Annotated in this window: 13 protein-coding genes; 2 read left to right on the top strand and 11 right to left on the bottom strand. The window is 66.4% G+C overall.

Annotated features, from left to right (window positions below):
* Window positions 1-32 precede the first annotated feature (32 nt).
* Window positions 33-2207, bottom strand: coding sequence for an alpha-glucuronidase family glycosyl hydrolase (locus tag ROV95_RS13365; protein WP_312544811.1), 2175 nt, complete (start codon window positions 2205-2207; stop codon window positions 33-35).
* 92 nt (window positions 2208-2299) lie between these two features.
* On the opposite strand from ROV95_RS13365, the gene ROV95_RS13360 reads away from it, so the two are divergent.
* On the top strand, window positions 2300-3358 hold the full coding sequence (locus ROV95_RS13360) for a LacI family DNA-binding transcriptional regulator (RefSeq protein WP_206621460.1): 1059 nt from the start codon (window positions 2300-2302) through the stop codon (window positions 3356-3358).
* 8 nt (window positions 3359-3366) lie between these two features.
* On the opposite strand, the gene ROV95_RS13355 is transcribed toward ROV95_RS13360, so the two are convergent.
* The 8 genes from ROV95_RS13355 to ROV95_RS13320 all read right to left on the bottom strand — a co-directional run bounded on the left by ROV95_RS13355 (window position 3367) and on the right by ROV95_RS13320 (window position 16983).
* A complete protein-coding gene (locus ROV95_RS13355; RefSeq protein WP_312544809.1) occupies window positions 3367-5925 on the bottom strand; it encodes an exo 1,3/1,4-beta-D-glucan glucohydrolase in 2559 nt (852 codons plus the stop codon).
* Entirely contained in the window at window positions 5922-7331 is a 1410-nt protein-coding gene (locus tag ROV95_RS13350; protein ID WP_312544808.1) for a sugar porter family MFS transporter, read from the bottom strand. The genes ROV95_RS13355 and ROV95_RS13350 overlap by 4 nt, the downstream gene beginning before the upstream one ends.
* A 31-nt stretch (window positions 7332-7362) precedes the next feature.
* Complete coding sequence (gene xylA, locus ROV95_RS13345; protein WP_312544807.1) at window positions 7363-8697, bottom strand: xylose isomerase; 1335 nt, start codon at window positions 8695-8697, stop codon at window positions 7363-7365.
* Between the two features lie 40 nt (window positions 8698-8737).
* Entirely contained in the window at window positions 8738-10231 is a 1494-nt protein-coding gene (xylB, locus tag ROV95_RS13340; RefSeq protein WP_312544806.1) for a xylulokinase, read from the bottom strand.
* Between the two features lie 165 nt (window positions 10232-10396).
* A complete protein-coding gene (locus ROV95_RS13335) occupies window positions 10397-11926 on the bottom strand; it encodes a tryptophan halogenase family protein (protein WP_312545136.1) in 1530 nt (509 codons plus the stop codon).
* 14 nt (window positions 11927-11940) lie between these two features.
* Window positions 11941-12963, bottom strand: coding sequence for a cupin-like domain-containing protein (locus ROV95_RS13330; protein ID WP_312544805.1), 1023 nt, complete (start codon window positions 12961-12963; stop codon window positions 11941-11943).
* Between the two features lie 3 nt (window positions 12964-12966).
* Window positions 12967-13725: a SapC family protein gene (locus ROV95_RS13325; RefSeq protein WP_155029563.1), complete on the bottom strand. Its 759-nt coding sequence runs from the start codon at window positions 13723-13725 to the stop codon at window positions 12967-12969.
* Between the two features lie 129 nt (window positions 13726-13854).
* Complete coding sequence (locus ROV95_RS13320) at window positions 13855-16983, bottom strand: TonB-dependent receptor (RefSeq protein WP_134734827.1); 3129 nt, start codon at window positions 16981-16983, stop codon at window positions 13855-13857.
* Window positions 16984-17404: 421 nt separating this feature from the next.
* Here ROV95_RS13320 and ROV95_RS13315 point away from each other — a divergent pair, with 421 nt between their 5' ends.
* Window positions 17405-17962 carry a fasciclin domain-containing protein gene (locus ROV95_RS13315; protein ID WP_021202392.1) on the top strand — a complete coding sequence of 186 codons (558 nt, stop codon included), beginning with the start codon at window positions 17405-17407 and terminating at the stop codon, window positions 17960-17962.
* Window positions 17963-18061: 99 nt separating this feature from the next.
* Here the strand turns inward: ROV95_RS13315 and ROV95_RS13310 are convergent, their stop codons facing one another.
* Window positions 18062-18274, bottom strand: coding sequence for a hypothetical protein (locus tag ROV95_RS13310; protein WP_021202391.1), 213 nt, complete (start codon window positions 18272-18274; stop codon window positions 18062-18064).
* A 106-nt stretch (window positions 18275-18380) separates the two neighbouring features.
* On the bottom strand, window positions 18381-19562 hold the full coding sequence (locus ROV95_RS13305; RefSeq protein ID WP_312545135.1) for a serine hydrolase domain-containing protein: 1182 nt from the start codon (window positions 19560-19562) through the stop codon (window positions 18381-18383).
* Window positions 19563-19711 lie beyond the last annotated feature (149 nt).

Raw genomic sequence — 19711 nt, 5'->3', positions numbered from 1 at the left:
CAACAGCACACACCCGACCGCTCCGAACCTGCTCATCGCCCATCCCCCGGTGCGAACGGAAACTGCAACGCCTGGTAGTACGACAATGGTTGCGGCGGTGGCCGTTCGCCGGCGGGCAGCGACCGTCCGCTGAGTGACTGGAGGTACGCCACGCTGGCGTCACGCCACCATTGGGCTTCGTCGTGCTGGATCTGCAGGAACGCAGCAACGTGCCGATGCCGCTGCGGATCGATCCGGTCGCTCAGGCCGGCCCAGGTCGCCTGCATCGACTGCACCTGGCGCACGCCGCGCGAATAGCGCCCGACCAGTTCATCCCAGAGCGTCCTGCCCGAGCGCATGCGGTGATCCCACGGCACATGATGGAACCACAGCAGCAGCGACTCGGGCACCCGCTCGGGGTCGCCATAGACCTCGGCCACCTGCGGCGCGTACTGGCCCACGGCGTTGCTTCCGCTGGCGCTGCGGTCAAAGCCGATGCCCTGGCTGTCTGCGCGGTGGTAGTACACCGACGTCCAGTCCGCACGTGGGCCGCCGTCCACCCAGGGGCCGGGGCCGTAGTGATGGCCGCGTGCCATCAGGTGGTGCAGGCCCAGCGGCGTCATGTAATCCACTGCCGCCTCGCGCGAGTCCATCATCATTCGCACGATCGGGCCGGTCACCTGCGGGTCGGGCGAGAAGGTCAGCGCTGCCCAGTCTTCGGCAATCGCGCGCGCGGATTCCTGCGGGTTCCAGGCCAGTCGGCCGAAGGCGTACCAGTTGGCCTGATCGAAGTGCGAGCCACTCCAGGTGCGGTCCACGCCGATGTTGGCGACGCCGGCGATACCGGTCAGCGCATGACCCTCCAGCGAGCCATCGACCACGCGGGCAACCGTGGAGCCCTCGCCACGGGCATGGGTGTCGGCCTGCAGCACTTCCTCGTAGAGCGTTCCCAGGTAGACCAGGTGCGTCGCAAAACCCAGGTATTCCTTGGTGATCTGCAGTTCCATCATCAGCGGCGTGCGTGGCATCGCGCCGAACAGCGGATGGAACGGCTCGCGCGGCTGGAAGTCGATTGGGCCGTTCTTCACCTGCACGATCACGTTGGGGCGGAAGGTACCGTCCAGCCCGACAAACTCGCTGTACGCCTGCTTGGCGCGATCTTCGGGAACCTCGTGCGAATACACGAAGGCCCGCCACATCACCACGCCGTTGTAGGGTGCCAGCGCGTCGGCCAGCAGGTTGGCGCCGTCGGCATGGGAACGACCGTAATCCTGCGGGCCGGGTTGCCCCTCCGAGTTCGCCTTGACCAGGAAGCCGCCGAAATCCGGAATGCGCGCATGGATCTCATCGACCTTGTCGCGCCACCAGCGCCGCACGCCGGGATCCAACGGGTCAGCCGTCGCCAGGCCGCCGAGCTCGATGGGCGCACTGAAGCGTGCGCTCAGGTAGACCCGGATGCCATAGGGGCGGAACAGGTCGGCCAGCGCGGCGGCTTTGGCCAGATAGGCCGGCGACAGGCTCAGCGCACTGGCGTTGACGTTGTTGAGGACGGTGCCGTTGATGCCGAGCGAGGCGTTGGCACGGGCGTAGTCGGTGTAGCGCGGGTCACGCCACTGCGGCAACGTCTGCCAGTCCCAGAGGGAGCTGCCTGCATAGCCACGCTCGACGTAACGATCCAGGTTGTCCCAATGGTCGAGCACACGCAGTGCGACCCGCGGCGACTCCCGCACGTCCAGCCCCTGCAGGGGCATGCCACGCTGCAACAGGCGCAGCAGATGGAACGTGCCATACAGCACGCCGACATCCCGGCGTGCCGCCACCAGCAGTACATCGCGCCCCTCGATCCGGACCCGCCGGATCAGGAAGCCCTCGTCGCCCAGCGTGGCAACCTCGTTGCCGAGCGCGGCGACCAGCGCCGAAGACTGCGGCGTACCCAGCACCATGGCATGGTCAGTACTGATTGCCGTTCGCATTGGCGGCGCCGTTCCCAGCAATCCAGGGAGGCTGCGCGCAAGCTCGTCGCGGGTAGCGCGCTGCATCGGCGTGCAATCCGGGGCCACCACTTCGGCCAATTGCCGCCGGTAATCGGCAGCGACCGTTGCGGCAACCGGCTGGTAGCGCATCCACAGCCCGTAGCCATCCTCCGCCCGCGCCACGCCAGCACAGGCCAGCAGCACGACCACGGCCCACAGGCGCGTGCCGACAGCACGCAACAAGGGCGTTAACATGCGCCTTTGTAGACTACGTCCGGGCCCGGGGCAGCGCATCATCGTCCTTCGCACCCCCGCGGCAGCGCCACCAAGAACAAAGGGATCGTGCATTGGACAAGCCGAAGAAATCGGTTCGCCGCAGAACCGCAGGCGTGACGATCGACGAGGTTGCGGCCCTTGCCGGCGTTTCGCCGATGACCGTGTCGCGGGTGATCAACCAGGGCAAGGTGCGCGACGTCACCCGCGAGCGCGTGCTGCGCGCCGTGCGTGAGCTGGGCTATACGCCCAATCTTGCCGCCAGTTCGCTGGCCGCCGCACAGCACACGCGCATTGCGCTGATCTACACCAACCCCAGCGGCGCCTACCTGCGCGAACTGCTGGTGGGCCTGCTGCGCGTCGCCTCCAGTTCCGCCATCCAGCTGGTCATCGACTATTGGGACAACCTGGATGCCGAATCCGAACGCAGGGCGGCGCGCGCGCTCGCCGGACGCGTCGACGGGGTGATCCTGCCGCCGCCGCTCTGCGAATCGCAGGCCGCCGTAAGCGAACTGGTCAAGGCTGGCATTCCAGTGGTGGCCATCGCATCGGGGCGCCTGAGCGAGGCCCTGTCCTGCGTCCGCATCGACGATTTCAGTGCGGGCAGGGAAATGACCGAGCACCTGCTCCGGCAGGGACACACCCGCATCGGCTTCATCCGAGGGCGCGATGACCTGAGCGCAAGTGCGCTCCGCTACGACGGCTTCGTCACCGCCCTGCGCGAGGCCGGGCTGGCGGTGGAGCCTGGCCTGGTCCAGCACGGTGACTACACCTACCGGTCCGGCCTGGCTGCCGCCGAAAAGCTGTTGTCCCAACGCCGCCCACCGACCGCGATTTTCGCGAGCAACGACGACATGGGCGCTGCCGCCATCTCCGTCGCGCACCGGCGCGGGCTGGAAGTGCCGCGCGACCTGTCGGTCGTGGGTTTCGATGACACCTCGGCCGCCACCACCGTGTGGCCGGAACTGACCACGATCCACCAGCCCATCGCCTCGATGGCCAACGCGGCCGTCGACATCCTGCTGCGCACCATCCGCCGTCCGGCGGCGGACGCAACGGTGCTGCGCGATCATGTGATGCCGCATCGGCTGATCGCACGCGATTCGGTCGCCGCGCCGCCCCGGCGGCGGTAGCGCAGGCATCATGCTCCGCATCCGAGGGTGACCTCGGCTTCGTTCAGCGCACCCAGCGCGACGCGTGACACGGAGATCGTCATCGCATCGCCCGTCACCACCGACCACGGTCGGTCGATCGCGTCCAGCTTGGCGCCCGCCTTGGCCAGGCACTTCAGCGGCACGCCAACACGCTTCCACTGGCCTTGTGGAAGCGCCGCCAACGCCGGCCCGATGGCGACGCGCGCCGAGCAGCCCGCACTGCAGCCCACCGACAGCCACGCCTCACCCTTCGGGGCTGCGTCCACCCGCAGCGTGGTCAGCAGCATCAGGTCGCCGTTCGATTCACGCCGCAGGTCCAACGCCGTGTGCGACTGCAGTGCCGCGGCGGCTTCGCCATTGCCCGACCAGGCCAGGCGTCGCCCATCCTCCTGCGCCAGATGATCCACGCCGGTGATCTTCAGCCGATCATCGGGCAATGCGTCCGGCACGCGGGTCACGGTCAGGCCCTGGCCAGCAGCATCCTCGATCCGCAGCGCCATGCCAGGACCCGCGTCACCGCGCGCGAAGAACACGCCCGTCGCGCCCTCGTTGCCGGTCACGCCCGATGCCTCCGGCAGCGCGGCCAGGTCGCCGTTGTCGGCGTAGGTCAGGCCGAAGCCGAACGCAAACAATGGATCGTAGTCCTTCTGGCCCACGTTGTTGGCGTACTGGGTGGCAGTGCGCGGCCAGCTGAAACTGAGCTTGCCCTTGAAATCGTACTGCACGCGGCCATCGCTTCCGCGCAGCAGCACATCGGCAATCCCGGCGCCTTCCGAACCCGGCAGCCACGCAGCCACGAAAGCATCGGCGGCATTGATTTCCCGGTTCACCCAGAGCGGCCGCCCGCTCAGGAAAACCGCAACAACCGGTATGCCGTCGGCCTTGAGCCGCTTGAGCAGCGCCAGGTCCGTTTCGTTGCCGGGCTTGTAGGCCAGCGTCGGCCGGTCTCCCTGGAACTCGGCATAGGGGTCTTCGCCAAACACCACCACCGCCACATCGGGCTTCACTGCATAGCGACCGTCAACGGCAAGCACGGCTTCACCACCGGCCGCGCTGGCCTGGCGCGCGATGCCCTCGTAGATCGTGTCCGCATTGGGGAAGTCCCTGCGGCTGGTGCCGGTGCCCTGCCAGTTGAGCGTCCAGCCGCCGGCCTGCTTGCCGACATCGTCGGCACCGTCGCCGGCCACGAGGATCCGCTGCTTCGGAGACAGCGGCAGGACGTGGTCCTGGTTTTTCAACAGGACCAGCGATTCGCGCACGGCCTGCCGGGCGACCGCGCGATGTTCCGGCGCGCCGATCAGTGCGAACTGCCCGCCGACGGCCCGCGTGGATGGCCTGCCGGCCTCGAACAGCCCAAGGCGGAACTTGACCCGCAGGATCCGGCGCACCGCATCGTCCAGGCGTTGCGTCGTGATCCGGCCGTCCTTGACCGCAGCCAGCGTCGTCTCGTAGAAGCCCTTCCAGCTGTCCGAAGCCATCGCCATGTCCAGGCCCGCGATGATGGTGGCCGGGCAGTCTGTGGTGGTGCAGCCCTTGACCTGTCCATGACCATTCCAGTCACCCACCACGAAGCCACCGAAGTTCATGCGGCCCTTGAGCACATCGGTGAGGTAATGCCGGTGCCCATGCATCTTTTCACCGTTGACACTGTTGAACGACGCCATTGCGGTCTGCGCGCCGGCGGCGATTGCCGGCGGGTATCCGGCCGCGTGGATGCGCACCAGATCTGACTCGCTGATACGGGTGTCGCCCTGATCCTTGCCGTCAGTGGTGCCCCCATCGCCCAGGAAGTGCTTCACCGAGGCGATTACATGGCGGCCATCGAGGAACTCCGGTGTTCCCACCCTGCCCTGCAATCCCTCCACCATGGCGGCGGCATAGCTGGCCACCACGTCCGGCGATTCGGAGTAGCCTTCGTAGGTGCGTCCCCAGCGATCATCCTGGGGTACGGCAACGGTCGGCGCGAACGTCCATTCCATGCCGGTGACACGGGTCTCCAGCGCGGTGATGCCACCGATCTGCCGCAGCAGCTCCGGATTGCGCGTGGCGCCCAGCCCGATGTTGTGCGGGAACAACGTGGCGCCAATGATGTTGCTCTGCCCGTGCACGGCATCGATGCCGAACAGCAGCGGAATGGCCTTGCCGCCTTTCGAGGTGTCCATCGAGGCGTCGTAGAAGGCGTCGGCCAGCGCCAGCCATTCGGCCGGCGACGCGTCATAGCGGCCACCGGGATCGGAGTTGCCCCCGGCCAGGATCGAGCCGAGCCGGTAGCGGCGCACATCATCTGGAGTGACGCTGGCGATGTCGCCCTGCACCAGCTGGCCGACCTTGTCCTCCACCGTCATTCCGGCCATCAGGTCGGTGATGCGCTTCTCCAGCGCCGGGTCCGCAGCCAGGGGCCAGATGACCTCCGGCCAGGGATCCTTGTCGGTGGCTGCGGCGGCGGCAGCCCGGTCCTGGCCGCGGCAGCCGAGCAATCCCAGCATCAGTGCGGCGACCAGCGCGCCGCTGCGGATTACGAAGGCCTGCGATGTCATGGTGCTCATCCTTCCATCTGCTCCAGTTCCTTGCCCTTGGTCTCGTGCACATGTCGGACGACGAAGATCACCGAGATCACGGCAGCCATCAGGTAGATGCCGTAGGTGGCCGCCAGCCCTGCCGCGGCCAGCAGCATCGGGAACGTCACCGTGACCACGAAGTTGGAGGTCCACTGCGCCGCGCCGGCGACTGCCAGTGCCGAACCGCGGATCTGGTTCGGGAACATCTCGCCCAGCATCACCCACATCACCGGCCCCCAGGACAGATTGAAGAACACGACGTAGGCATTGGCCGCCACCAGCGCCAGCGTGCCCATGCGACCGGGCAGCTGCAGGTGCCCGTCCGCCAGCGAACCGCTGGCAAAGGCCACCACCACCAGTGCAAGCGACAGCGACATCCCTGCCGAGCCGAACCACAGCAGGGGCTTGCGGCCGATCCGGTCAATCAGCAGTACCGTGACAACGCAGGCACCGATGCTCAGCGCGCCGGACAGCACGTTGATCAGCAGCGCGTCGTTTTCGGAAAAGCCGACCGCCTGCCACAGCACGGCGCCGTAATAGAACACCACGTTGATGCCGACCAGCTGCTGGAAGCAGGCCAGCCCGACGCCGACCCAGACAATCGGGCGGATCCGCCCGGTCGCCCGGCTCTTCAGGTCGGACAGTCGAGGGCGATGATGGTCGTTGGACAACGAGGCATCGATCTCCTCGAGCGTGGCGCGGGCCTTGTCGCTGCCCAGCAGCCGGGTCAGCACCCGCAGTGCATCGTCCTTGCGCCGCTTCACCACCAGGTAGCGCGGGCTCTCAGGAATGGTCAGCAACAGCAGCAGGAACAGCAGCGATGGCGCGGCCTGCATCCAGAACATCCAGCGCCAGGCGGCCTGCCCGCCCCACAGCGGTTCGGTCGACGCGCCCGCTGCGGCCGCCAGCAGGTAGTTGGACAGGAAGGCAGCGGTGAGGCCGGTGATGATCGCGATCTGCTGCACGGTAGCCAGGCGGCCGCGATAGCGGGCCGGAGCGACCTCGGCAATGTAGGCCGGCGAGATCACGCTGGCCGCGCCGACCGCGAATCCACCCACCACCCGCGCGACAATGAACCAGCCCGACGACACCGCCGCCCCGGCACCGAGTGCCGACAGCAGGAACATCACTGCCGACAGGATCAGCACGTTGCGACGGCCCAAGCGGTCGGCCAGCCGGCCTGCACTGAACGCGCCCACCGCACAGCCCAGCAGCATCGACGCGATCTCGAACCCCTGCATCCACTCACCGGACCGGAACGCCTGGTGCAGGCCATCCTGGGTACCGTTGATCACGCCGCTGTCGAAGCCGAACAGAAAACCGCCAATCGTCGCCACCACGCTGATCAGTACGATCAGCCGCGTGTTCTCACCGCTGCCTGCTGCCTGGTTCATCCCCGTCCCCTTGAGTGCGCCGTTGCCGCGCTCAGCGCAGCAGGTACTGGTTGAGCAGGTTTTCGTAACGCTCCTGCTTGCCGCTGGCCTGGCGCGGTTCGCCGAGGCGGGCGGCCAGTGCCGCCAGGTCCGGCAGGCTGAGCGTGCCACGCTCGAAATCCTGGCCGGCGCCGGAATCGAAGCTGGCGTAGCGCTGCGCACGCCATTGCTCCCACGGCGACTCGGTCAGCAGTGCATGGGCAACCTCCAGCCCGCGTGCGAACGCATCCATGCCGCCGATATGGGCAATGAACAGATCCTCCAGGTCGGTCGACTCACGGCGCACCTTCGCATCGAAGTTCAACCCGCCCTCCAGCCCACCCTGGCGCAGCACGACCAGCATCGCGCCCACGGTGTCGTACAGATCGCTGGGGAACTGGTCGGTGTCCCAGCCGTTCTGCGCGTTGCCGCGGTTGGCATCGATGCTGCCGAGCAGGCCATGATCGGACGCGACCTGCAGGTCGTGCTCGAAGGTATGGCCGGACAACGTGGCGTGGTTGGCCTCGATGTTGAGCTTGAAGTCCTTGTCCAGCCCGTGTTCCTTCAGGAAGCCCACCACCGTGGCACTGTCGAAGTCGTACTGGTGCTTCATCGGCTCCATCGGCTTGGGCTCGATCAGGAAGTTGCCCTTCAGGCCGATGCTGCGGCCATAGTCGCGGGCCATGGTCAGGAAGCGTGCGAAGTGCTCGATCTCGCGCTTCATCTGCGTATTGGCCAGCGACGCATAGCCCTCGCGCCCGCCCCAGAACACGTAGTGCTCGCCACCGAGTTCGACCGTGGCCTCCAGGGCGGCCTTGACCTGCACCGCGGCGCGGGCCACCACGGCGAAATCGGGATTGGTCGATGCACCGTTCATGTAGCGCGGGTGCGAGAACAGGTTGGCCGTGCCCCACAGCAGCTTGACGCCGGTGGCCTCCTGGCGCGCCTTGGCCAGGCCCACCATGTGCGTGAGGTTCTTCTGGTACTGGCCGATATCATCGGCATCCGGCGCCAGGTCGATATCGTGGAAGCACCAGTACGGCACGCCCAGCTTGGTGAAGAACTCGAACGCCGCGTCCACTTTCGCTTCGGCCGTGGCCAGCGGCGAGCCCGCCTCCCACGGGAACTGCCGGGTACCCGGGCCGAACGGATCGTGCCCGGCATTGCAGAAGGTATGCCAGTAGCACACGGCAAAGCGCAGATGCTCCTGCATGGTCTTGCCACCGATGACCCGGTTTGCATCGTAGACATTGAAGGCAAGCGGATTGTCCGAGCCCTTGCCCTCGAACGGAATGCGGCCGATGCCGGGGAAGTATTCCTTGGCGCCGATGAAGGGCTGCGTGCTCATGGTGCGTGCTCCTGTCGTTGTACGGTGTGGTGGAGGAGTATCAGCCGCGCTGCAGCGGCGTGATGGCATCAAGATGACTGAGGAAGCGTGCGTAGGCCCGTGCATAGGCATCGCTGCGGTCCGGATCCGGGCGCGCGGAGAGCGTGGGATCGACGGTGACGTGCCGTGCGGTGATGTCGCTGATCGAAGTGGCGTTGCCCTGCGATCGGGCGAGCGACCACAGCGCCTGTAGCGCCGCTCCAAACGCCGCGCCTTCGGCCTGCACCGGGACCTCCACGGGCAGGCCGAACACATCGGCCACCAGTTGACGCCAGGCAGCGCTGTTGCTGCCACCGCCGGTGAGTACGATGCGATCAAACTGCATGCCCGCGCGGACGAAGGCGTCGTAGCCGTACCTCAGGCTGTAGGTCGCGCCCTCCATGGCGGCGCGGTAGAGGTGCGCCGGAGTGAAGTTGGCGGTGTCCAGGCCGGCCAGCACACCCTTGCCGAGCGGCAGGTCCGGCGTACGCTCGCCATTGAGGAAGGGCAGCATCACCAGCCCGCCTGCTCCCGGTGGCGTCGCGCGCAGGTGCGCATCGCCGTCGCGAGTGCTGAAGCCGAAGGCACGGGCCACCTGTTCGGTCGCCACGGTGCAGTTCATGGTGCAGATCAGCGGCAGCCATCCTCCCGTGGACGAGCAGAACGCGGCCCAGGCGCCGTCCGCGTCGATCACCGGCGCGCTGGAATAGGCGAACAGCGTTCCAGACGTTCCCAGGCTCATCGCCAGGCGTCCTTCGGTGACGCAGCCAGTGCCGATCGCGGCCATCATGTTGTCGCCGCCGCCAACGGCCACCTTCACCGCCGCTGCAAGCCCGAGCGCGGCCGCGGCCTTCGGCGCGATATCAAACAGGGCGTCGGGTGCGGCGATCGGCGGCAGGCAGGCGGCAAGATCACGATCAGGATCGGTGGCGCGCAGCAGTTCCTGCGACCAGGTGCGTGTGCGCACGTCCAGCCAGCCGGTTCCGGACGCATCGCCAAGCTCGCAGAACCGCTGCCCGGTCAACACGAAATTCAGGTAGTCGTGTGGCAGCAGGATGGTCGCCAGCCGCGCATAGGCGTCGGCACGGTGGATCCGGGTCCAAGGCAGCTTGGACGCTGTGTAGCCGGCCAGGATCGGGTTGCCCGCCAGCGCAATGGTCCGTTGGAATCCGCCCACGGCGTCCATGATCTGGATGCATTCGGCCGAGGTGCTGGTGTCGCACCACAGCTTGGCTGGCGCCAGTACCTCGCCAGCATCATCAACCGGCACGAACCCATGCTGCTGCCCCGATACCGCCAGTGCGACGATGCGAGCGCGCAGCGAGGGGTGGATCCTGGCAAAGCAGTCGCGCAGGGCCGACACCCAGTCGGCAGGCGCCTGTTCACGGCTGCCGTCGGCACCGCTGTCCAGCGTGAGCGGCGCGCTGGTGACGGCGGCCACCGCTTGCGCCTGCGGGTCGTAGACCAGCACCTTCAGGCTCTGCGTCCCTGCATCGATCCCTGCAACCAGACCCATCGAAACCGCCTCCGATCAACAAAAAGGTAGCGCTAACATTCCGTGGACTCAAAAAGGGGGCGTGCTGTCCGGCCCCCTCGTTGCCACCGCATGCGTCATCGCCTGCGGTGTTCCCGCACTGTAACCAGCTGCAGCGGAAAAAGCGTGCTGCAACGCAAAACCCTGCTATGCGTTTGCTGCCGTCGAACGCCACACGTCAACGCCGGACCTGCAGTACTGCGCGATGAACTCCGCCTGGGTCGGCATCTGCGCGGCGGCCTGCTGCACCGGCTGCTGAATGCCCTTCAACAGGGTGCGCAGATCGGCGTCGCTCACTGCCCGCGCCAGCGGGTGGGCAGGACCGGGCGCGATGCCCTGCCCGAGCAGCACGCTGGTCCACGATTCCACGCGGAACAGCTCGCCGGGGTCCTGCCAGGCGTGCGCACGCTCGCGCCACGCCTGCAACCGCTGCTGCAGCGATCCGGGCACGCTCATCTCGCGACACGCCTTCCACATCGGTTCGGTGCGCTGCGTTGCGTGATAGTGCAGGATGATGAAGTCGCGCACATGCTCCATTTCCTGGCGGCTGACATCGTTGTACAACTGCACCAGCGACGCACTGATGCCGTCGAACGGGAACAACTGGATCAGGCGCACCACCGTGCTGATCGTCAGATGGATGCTGGTCGACTCCAGCGGTTCGATGAAACCGCTGGCCAGCCCGAGCGACACCACGTTGCTGTTCCAGGCCTTCAGCCGGCGCCCGCTGCGGAACGGCACGTTCCATGGGTCGCGCAAAGGTGGAGCCCCTGCATCGCGCAGCAGTTTCGCGGCGGCCTCGTCATCAGACAGATGGCGGCTGTCATACACCAGCCCACAGCCAACGCGGTGCTGCAGCGCGATGTGCCAGCGCCACCCCGCCTCGTGGGCGATCGCCCGGGTATAGGGCACCGGCGGCGCCACCGCTTCGGTCTGCACCGCCACGGCCCGGTCGCACGGAAGCCATTCGTGCCAGTCCTCGTAGCCGGTGCCCAGCGCCTGCTCGATCAGCAGGCCACGGAACCCCGTGCAGTCGATGAACAGATCGCCCTCGATCACCTGGCCGTCGTCCAGTACCAGCGCCTGAACCGAGCCGTCGTGCGCGTGCTGCCTGACCTGGGCGATCCTGCCTTCGATCCGGCGCAGGCCGTTGGCCTCGGCCCTGCCGCGCAGGAACCGCGCATACAGGCTGGCATCGAAGTGATACGCATAGCTGGCCTGCGGCTGGGTGTGCAGCGAGAAGCGGTCGCCGCGCGACGCGATGCTCTCCAGGCAGAAGTCGCCCAGGTCCGAGGGCATGCCGCGGCGTAGGCTGTCCAGCCAGAAGTGATGGAAGGGAGCCGCCCAGGTGCCATGGCCGATGGTGCCGAACGGATGGAAGAAGCGATCCCCCGGCAGCCGCCAGTTCTCGAACGAGATCGACAGCTTGAAGGTGCCGGCCACCGCGCGCAGGAACTCCTGCTCGTCAATCTGCAGGAAGCGATGAAAGGTGCGGATCGGCGGCACGGTGGACTCACCGACGCCGACCGTGCCGATCTGCTCGGACTCGACCAGCGTGATCTGCAGCTGGTCACGGAACTGATGCGCCAGCGCGCAGCCGGCCAGCCATCCCGCTGTACCGCCACCGGCAATGACCACCTTGCGGATGCGCCCTGCAGGCGTGCTTTCGGTATCCAACGCGTTGCCCTCTCTCAACGGTTGAGCCTGCCCAGCAGCATCGCGCGCATGCGGCGGGCGCGCTGCTCCTCGAACGGTGCCAGATCCCCGCGCGCGGCGTCAGGCAGGTGCTGCCCCGCGCGCTCGCCGGGGCCGAATACGTAGTAACGGAAGAGCCCTTCCCAGGCCTGCTTCTCACGCGCTGGCAGGTCGCGCACGGACCACATCGCGTGCTGCAGCGCCGCCAGCGGCGACCCCAGCCAGGCCGGCGAGCTTCGCCACCAGTAGTTCACCAGCACGTTGAACGGCTCCAGGCTGCGTACATGGTGCCACCACATGCTGGGAATGAAGATCGCATCGCCGGGTCCAAGTACCGCGCTGCGTGCATGCGCCAGCGCCTCGCGGAAACGTGGATGCTGATCGAAGTCGGGGCGCTCGAAGTCCACCACGCTGACGACCTGTCCGCCCGGCGTGGGATCGAGCGGGCCCGGATAGAGGTTGTCGATCTGGGCGGGCGGGAACAGGGTGAACTCACGCCGCCCCACCGCGCAGCAGGCGAGGTTGTCGGGTGTGTCGAAATGGCATGAGGCCGTCACCCGGTTGCCGATCCAGATGCTGGCGGTGGCGTCGATGCCCTGCTTCGCCAGCCCGGCGTCGTTGGCCTGCGCGAATGCCGGCAGCAGTGCCCGCTCGATCGGCAGCGAGGCCACGTAATAGGTTGGCGGCCGAGGCGCATGCAGCGTCGTGGCGATCTCTTCCAGCACCTGGGCCAGACCGCCACGCCGCACTTCGAAGTTCAGCCGGGTGAAGTCCGCGCTGTAGAACGGGCGGCCTGCGATCTCGGGGCCGCCGAACGAGTACTGGATGGGCGCACCCGCATCGACGCTGCAAAGGTACACCATCGCGTCGTGCACGCCGCCCAGTCCGGCCTGGACCAGTGGCCAACCGCTGGCGATGCCGCGCAGTACGACCGGCTCACCGGCATCCACCAGGTCAGCCAATGGCAACGCGGCAGGATCGATGCCTTCCAGGATCCGCATCGGCAGGGTGGCCTGCACCGGTCAGTTCCTGGCCGCCTGCGCGGTGCCGTCCTGGACGCGGAGACGGCGCTGCTTCTCGGCGATCAGGCGGCGCATGTTATGCAGCGAGGCAAGCATCAGGTACGCACCTTCCAGGTAACCGGCGCGGTTCAACGCAGCCAGGCGTGAACTGTCCAGCGCCGCGAGGCGCTCGCGGTCAATGCCGTGCAATCCGCTCACGCTCACCCGGTGGTGCGGCGCGATCTGCACGTCGAGCGTGACCGGCTGGATGAGGCCGCAGTCGTCGAGCATCGCGAACATTGCGGCCGCGTACGCGCTGCCCTCGTGGATGCCGCGCAACACGCCGGCGATGTGGTCCAGGTAGGGCGTGTTGCCGCCCTGCGGCAGGAACACCGGCTCACCGGCGCCGGCGGTGACGCGCGGATGGTCCAGGTCCACGTGCATCACCGCATCCTGGGTGAGCAGGCCATCCACGTAGTGCTCCTGGAACCCGATCAGGAACGGCCCTTTGGCGGCCGCACCAGGCAGATAGGAGGCATTCCAGCGCCCGTCCTGCAGGAACAGGTTCTCGTGTTGCTCGAAACCCAGCAGGGCCACGGACTGCCACGCTTCTGACCCGGTTTCCCTGCGCAGGAAGATTGGATACTCACGCTGCAGTTCAGCGAACTCGCTGGGATAGGCCGGCACCATGCCCACCGCATCGCCGAACTGCGGCCCGAATCCGGTGGCGACCTTCAGGTCCCGATGCGCGATGTTGTTGAGCATTTCGTAGCGGGCCATCAGGGTATCCAGTCCAATGCGGGTTGCTGGCCGGCAGGGTAGCGCAGGCGCGACAGGTGCGGCGACACCGTCCCGGCACGGCACCGCTGGCGGGCAGCGGTGCCGTGGCGGACGCATCGGCAACCAGGTTCAGAACTTGTAGCGGACGCCCAGCATGTAGCGCGGGCTCTGGTCTGCCAGCTTGACGATCATCTGCGACGTGCGCGAGCGCCACCGCACATCCTCACCGGTCAGGTTGATCGCCTCCAGGCTGAAGGACCAGTGGTCATCGAGCGCGTAGTTGACGCTGAGATCCCACTGCTCGTACGGCTCCACATAGTACGGATTGCGGCTGGAGCCCTGGTTGGCCAGGATCAGGTACTGATCGCGCCAGTTCCATGCCAGTCGCACCGACCACCCGTACTTCTCGTACATCAGCATGGCGTTGGCGGTGTCGCTCAGGCCGGTGAGCGAGAACTGGTCGATACCCGGATCGCCGCCGTTGTTGTAGCCGACATCACCTTTCACCACCGTGTAGTTGGCCAGTACGCCGAACCCGGTGTCACCGAAGAAGTACTGCCCGCCCAGCTCCCAGCCGTGCAGCTTGGACTTGTTCTGGTTGATCGGGCGATTGACGTTGAACTGGTACAGCGGATCGTTGGCCTGCCCATACAGATCGTAGGCCGCTTCGGTAGCCAGAACCTGCGCATCGGTTCCGTTGTAGGCGCCCAGGCCAGCGGGATTGTTGCGCAGCAACGCCAGTGCGGTGAACAGCGAGGTGTCGTTGGCCGAGCAGGCGGCCGCGTTGGCCGGCCCGACCTGGGCGACGCAGGCGCCGCTGGTCAGGAAGTCCAACGCCGCCCGTGCATCCGGCCCGGAGGTGGGGTCGGTGAGGCCGTACAGGCTTTCCTGGACGACGGTGTTGCCGATGAAGTTGCTGACCGACTTGTTCCAGTAGGTCAATGACACATAGCTGGCATCGGCGAAGTACCACTCCAGCCCCAGGTCGAGGTTGTCCGATTCCAGCGGCTTCAGGCTCGGGTTCTGGGAATTGCCGCTGGCGCGCGAGGAGGGATCGATCAGCACCGAGCCGAACGGCTGCTGGGCCCCGGGTCCCGCATAGAGATTGCCGTACGGCGCGCGGGCGATGCTCTTGCCGAACGAAACGCGGCCCTTCAGCTCCTCGGTGAAGTCGATGCTGAAATCAAGGTTGGGCAGGATGTAGCTGTACCGCGCCTTCTCCGTGAAGGGCTGCTGCTCGTCGGACAGCACGATGCGGAAATCGTTGTTGGCCTGCCACTCGATGGACTCGGGGACGGCAATGACCGAGGTCGACACCACGTCAGTGGTTTCATAGCGCACGCCCAGGCGGGTGTTGGTGCGCATGCCACCCAGCTCCCCGTCCAGCTCCACCTGGAAGTACGCCGCCTTGGTCTTCTCTTCCACGAAGTTGTCGGCTGCGCGTTGCGGGTTCACACCCAGGCCGACGCCGTACTCGCCCGATGCCCATTGCGCGAGCTGTCCGGCATTGCCGCGCCAGGCCGGCCAGCTGTTGGCACTGTAGTCGTCGAACAGGCCGACGATGCTGACCGGCTGCAGCAGGTCCATCAGGCCCGCGGCGGTATCCCGGTCCACGTTGGCCACGCCCCAGTCACCCAGGGTGGAGTAGGCCTCGGCGGCCTGGATGCGGTGGGTGGTGGACTTGTTGGTGTCCACGCCGAACTGGAAGCGGCCGTGGTCGAAGTTCCATTCGCCATCGACGCGCGCCTGCTTGATCTCGCTGATCTGGGTCTGCGCGTTGACGCGCAGCACCTGCGTGCCAACCTCGCCTTCCTGGAAGCCCGGATTGACCACGCCATTGGTCCCGGCGACCGCATCGGCGGTGCTGGGATACCAGACCTGGGTGCCAACCGGCAGGCCATTGTTGAAGTTCAATTCCTGCACCCAGGAGCCGCCACAATGCGGGCCACGGGTGCAGTTGTTGGTGCCGGCGATGCTCATGAAGATCGAACCACCGCCGGTCAGCGGATCATTCGGGCGGCTCTCGTTCTTCGAGTTGTGCGCATCGAAGCTGAGCTTGAAGCGGTCGCTGACATTCCAGACGGCGTTGAAGCCCAGCGAGCCCAGCTTGTACTCCTGCATGCTGCGCTGCTGTTCCAGGCCGAAATCCTTGGTGCCGGCGATTTCACGGATGTATACCGGCGTCGCGACGGCGCCACTGGTGTCGAACTCGACGTTGGTGTAGTTGCTGTTCTGCAGCCACATGCCCTGCTCGCCGCGATTCTCGGTGATTTCGTTGGTCGAGTAGGTGTAATCCACGGTCAGGGTCAGGCTGTCCGTCGGTGCGAACTGCAGCACGGCCTGGCCGTTGACGCGTTCGCGTTCGAATTCGGAGAACGCGTAGCGCAGGTCGTTGGGCCGCGCGTAAAGCTGGCCGACGGCCGGGGCATTGACCACGGTCGGGTTGCCCGGCATCGACCCTGTCCACGGCTGCACGTTCCAGTAGTTCTCCGTGGCCTGCACCGAGCCACCCTTGCGCTTCTGCTGGCTCGCGCTGAGGCTGACGCCAAAGGTCTTTTCCGGATTGCTGTAGCTGAAAATGCCCGACAGCTCCGGTGTCAGGTCATTGTCGAACGGCTGGCTCTGGTCGGAGACCAGCTTCGCCCCGGCGTTGGCCACGATGCCGGCGTGATCGAGCGGGCGCGAGGTCAGGATGTTGATCGTCGCACCGATGCCACCGCTGGGCACCTGTGCCTGGCTGGTCTTGTAGACCTCGATGCCATTGATGGCCTCGGCGGCCAGCTGCGCGAAATTGAAGGCGCGGGTGCCGCCGTCGACACCGCCGATGGCGACCTGTCCAGAGGCACCGAATGCATCGGCACCCGGCATCTGCCGACCGTTTAGCGTGACCATGTTGAACTGGGGGCCGAAGCCACGCGCGGTCACCTGCGCGCCCTCGCCGTCACGGCGCTCGATGGAGATGCCGGTGATGCGCTGCAACGATTCGGCAAGATTGGTATCGGGGAACTTGCCGATGTCCTCGGCGCTGATCGCGTCGACCACGCCCGCCGAGTCGCGCTTGATGTCCATGGCCTGGCTCAGGCTGTTGCGTATGCCCGTGACCTGCACTGCATCGAGCTGGGTGGGCTGCGACTGGCTCTGCGGCTGCTGCCCGGTCGCCGGTGCTGCGTCCTGCGCAAAGGCAGGATTGATGACCAGGGCGCCACCCACGAAGGTGAACATGGCCCGTGACCGGAACTTCGCCAATGCGCGGCTCATGAACCGGACCTCGGGGCCAGGGTGCCGCGGAAACTGCAAGTGCTCATGAAAGTCCCCTCTGACATACGATCGAATGGATGTACCGCCCCCTCCCAGGGGCACGCACGGGCGTGGCCCGCATTCCAAACCGAACAGCACGGGTGCTCGGGCACGCCGCGACTTACACTTGCTTTTCAAGCCTGCCAGGACAAACACGCGGCAAAGAAGGCAGCCCCTGGACCTTGGATCCCCGTCCGACTGGTAGCGCTACCATCGCGTTGCAGCGGAGAGTAATCACCCCGGTTCGCGCTTGTCACCATGCAGCGCAGCAAACCAGCAGCGCGCGGCACAGCTCATGACCCGGCTGCTGCTGCATCCGGTCAGGCGCACCCGACGTAGGAAGGATGCCCGCACTTGCGGGTCATCGAGAAAGGAACGCACCGTGAACGCTCTTCAGCGCATCGCCGCCGCAGTCGGCTTCGCCCTACTCGTTTCGTCCGGCTCCTCAGTTTTCGCCGCCAACGCCGTCATCGTGGGCGGGGCAGAGATGTACCCCACCAGGACCATCGTCGAGAACGCCGTCAATTCCAAGGATCACACCACCCTCGTTGCAGCGGTCAAAGCAGCCGGCCTGGTCGACACCCTCAACGGCGCCGGGCCCTTCACTGTTTTCGCGCCCACCAATGCGGCCTTCGAAAAATTGCCTGCAGGCACTGTCGATACGCTGGTGAAGCCGGAAAACAAGGCACAGCTGACCCGGATCCTGACCTACCACGTCGTCCCGGGCAGCTACAGTTCGGCGCAGCTTCTGGCCGATGCCCGCAAGCACGGCGGCAAGGCCACCCTCAAGACCGTGCAGGGTGAGCCTCTCACCGTGGCGCTCCACGATGGCAAGCTCTGGATCATCGACGCAAAGGGTGGCAAGGCAGGCATCAGCACTGCAGATGTCAGCCAGTCCAACGGCGTCATCCACGTGGTCGACACCGTGCTGATGCCCTAGTATGCGGCCTCATGCAACGGGCATCCGGCGCGATGCCCGTTGCCCGGGCCGGTCATGCCGCCGTCAACATGCGGATGCGCGGCCGGCATGGCGTAGTGGCTACCACACCGGTCCCAGCAGCTTCATCACTTCGGCCTCCAGTTTCTGCGCGGCCTCGTCCTGGGAGGCGACCTTGATGCACAACCCCGACTGTGCCGGTCCCGGCACCAGCTGGTAGCGGTTGATGGTGCCGCCACCTTCACCGTCCAGCGCTACGCGCGCCACTACCGTTCGGCCATTGGCGTGGAAGGTCCAGTCCTGATAATCAAACATGCTTCAGTACGTGTGCGGCCAAGATGTCATCCCACTTTAGGCGGCATGCCAGTGAAGAACGCTCCAGGAAGATGTTCAGCGCGCGTGGACATGATGGCGACAGGGCCTATTGCAGTGCCCGCGCCAACTGCAGGACATCGGCGAAGAAGGAGGGATAGTCGTCCTGAGGAGCGTTGTGGGTCTGGCGCCGGTGGATCAGGCGCACTGCGACGACACGCTGTTCCGGAACGATCATCAGGTATTGGCCCAGGTAGCCGTTGGCGGCAAAGCCGACGACCGGCCCCCGTGAGATGTCGTAGAGATCGGCGAGCTTCAGGCCGCGCGCGGAGATCTGGCTGCCGTAGCGCTGGGACCAGTCCGCGCCCAGTTGATCGGCGAGGAAGGCGACCAGCGTGCTGCGGCTTTCGAATACTCGCCCTGCGCTGGCCTGCAGTGCGCGCTGTACGTCGTCGTCCACGCCCCTTTTCACCAGCAGATCCCGTAGCCGGGGCTTGAGCTGGTAGCGTTCCCAGGCCGGTATCCGCCACCACAGCAGCCCAACATCTGGCGCACGGGCGCTTTCGGTCGTCATCAACGCGACCGACTGCTCACTCAGGAGACGTTTGCCATCCGGCGCCACGCCTCCGTCCAGCAACAGTTGCCCGATGGCGGCAAGATCGGCCGCGCGCAGGGACAGCCCGGCCATGCCCAGCGGGGTGCCTGCCTCATCCTTCATCCAGGTGTAGTGGGCAATGCCCAGGGGCTTGAACAGGCGCGCGTCCACATAGGCATCCAGCGGCTCGCCTGCCAGGCGCTCGACAATACCGGGCAGCAGGTTGGTGGCCTTGTTGTTGTAGGAGAACACGGCACCCGGGTCATCGCTCAGCTCGGCAGCCAGTGCCAGCTTGACCAGGTCCGGGGCCCCTTCCAGCTCTTCGCCCGCGTTCGCCACGTTCTGCAGGCCCGAGGTATGGTCCAGCAGCATGCGCACGGTAATGGCGCTCTTCCTGCCCTGCTTCCATTCGGGATAGATCCGGCTGACCGGCGTATCGATCGAAGCCAGCTTTCCTTCGTCCAGCAGCAATGCAATGGCCAGCGCGACGACCGACTTGGTGGCCGACATCAGGTGAACGGATTCCTGCCCGGCGGCGGGCTTCAGCTCAAGCAGCGTCTCCCGCTCATGCATCACCAGGACCGCATCGGAATGCGCGGCGCGTGCATTGCGCTCGATCGCGGCAAGGGCTTCGGCACGCATCGCCGCTTGGGTGGGCCCGGCGATGCCGAACACCAGGGCCAGGGCGCAGGACAACCAGCAGGATCTTGGCATCGCAATCTCGTCCAATGAGTGTGTGTGCAGTTTGACTACATGTGTAGTCAAGCTGCAGTGCCTGAAGTCATGCCGTGCTTGAGTGCTGAACGTGGGCTGGCGCCGCCCCGGCCCACCTGCAGCGCGGTCGA

Origin of the sequence: Stenotrophomonas maltophilia group sp. msm1 (assembly GCF_032025805.1) — a bacterium.
GTDB classification, from domain to species: domain Bacteria; phylum Pseudomonadota; class Gammaproteobacteria; order Xanthomonadales; family Xanthomonadaceae; genus Stenotrophomonas; species Stenotrophomonas hibiscicola.
Note: the sequence above shows the minus strand (reverse complement) of the source record. Positions and strands in the feature narration are given on the sequence as shown.

What these genes read in the sequence shown, in the direction of transcription:
- ROV95_RS13310 (WP_021202391.1), bottom strand. Translation starts at nt 18,274, where the DNA reads ATGTTTGATTATCAGGACTGGACCTTCCACGCCAATGGCCGAACGGTA.
- ROV95_RS13325 (WP_155029563.1), bottom strand. Translation starts at nt 13,725, where the DNA reads ATGGCCCGCTACGAAATGCTCAACAACATCGCGCATCGGGACCTGAAG.
- ROV95_RS13355 (WP_312544809.1), bottom strand. Translation starts at nt 5,925, where the DNA reads ATGAGCACCATGACATCGCAGGCCTTCGTAATCCGCAGCGGCGCGCTG.
- ROV95_RS13320 (WP_134734827.1), bottom strand. Translation starts at nt 16,983, where the DNA reads ATGAGCCGCGCATTGGCGAAGTTCCGGTCACGGGCCATGTTCACCTTC.
- xylB (WP_312544806.1), bottom strand. Translation starts at nt 10,231, where the DNA reads ATGGGTCTGGTTGCAGGGATCGATGCAGGGACGCAGAGCCTGAAGGTG.
- ROV95_RS13350 (WP_312544808.1), bottom strand. Translation starts at nt 7,331, where the DNA reads ATGAACCAGGCAGCAGGCAGCGGTGAGAACACGCGGCTGATCGTACTG.
- ROV95_RS13365 (WP_312544811.1), bottom strand. Translation starts at nt 2,207, where the DNA reads ATGTTAACGCCCTTGTTGCGTGCTGTCGGCACGCGCCTGTGGGCCGTG.
- xylA (WP_312544807.1), bottom strand. Translation starts at nt 8,697, where the DNA reads ATGAGCACGCAGCCCTTCATCGGCGCCAAGGAATACTTCCCCGGCATC.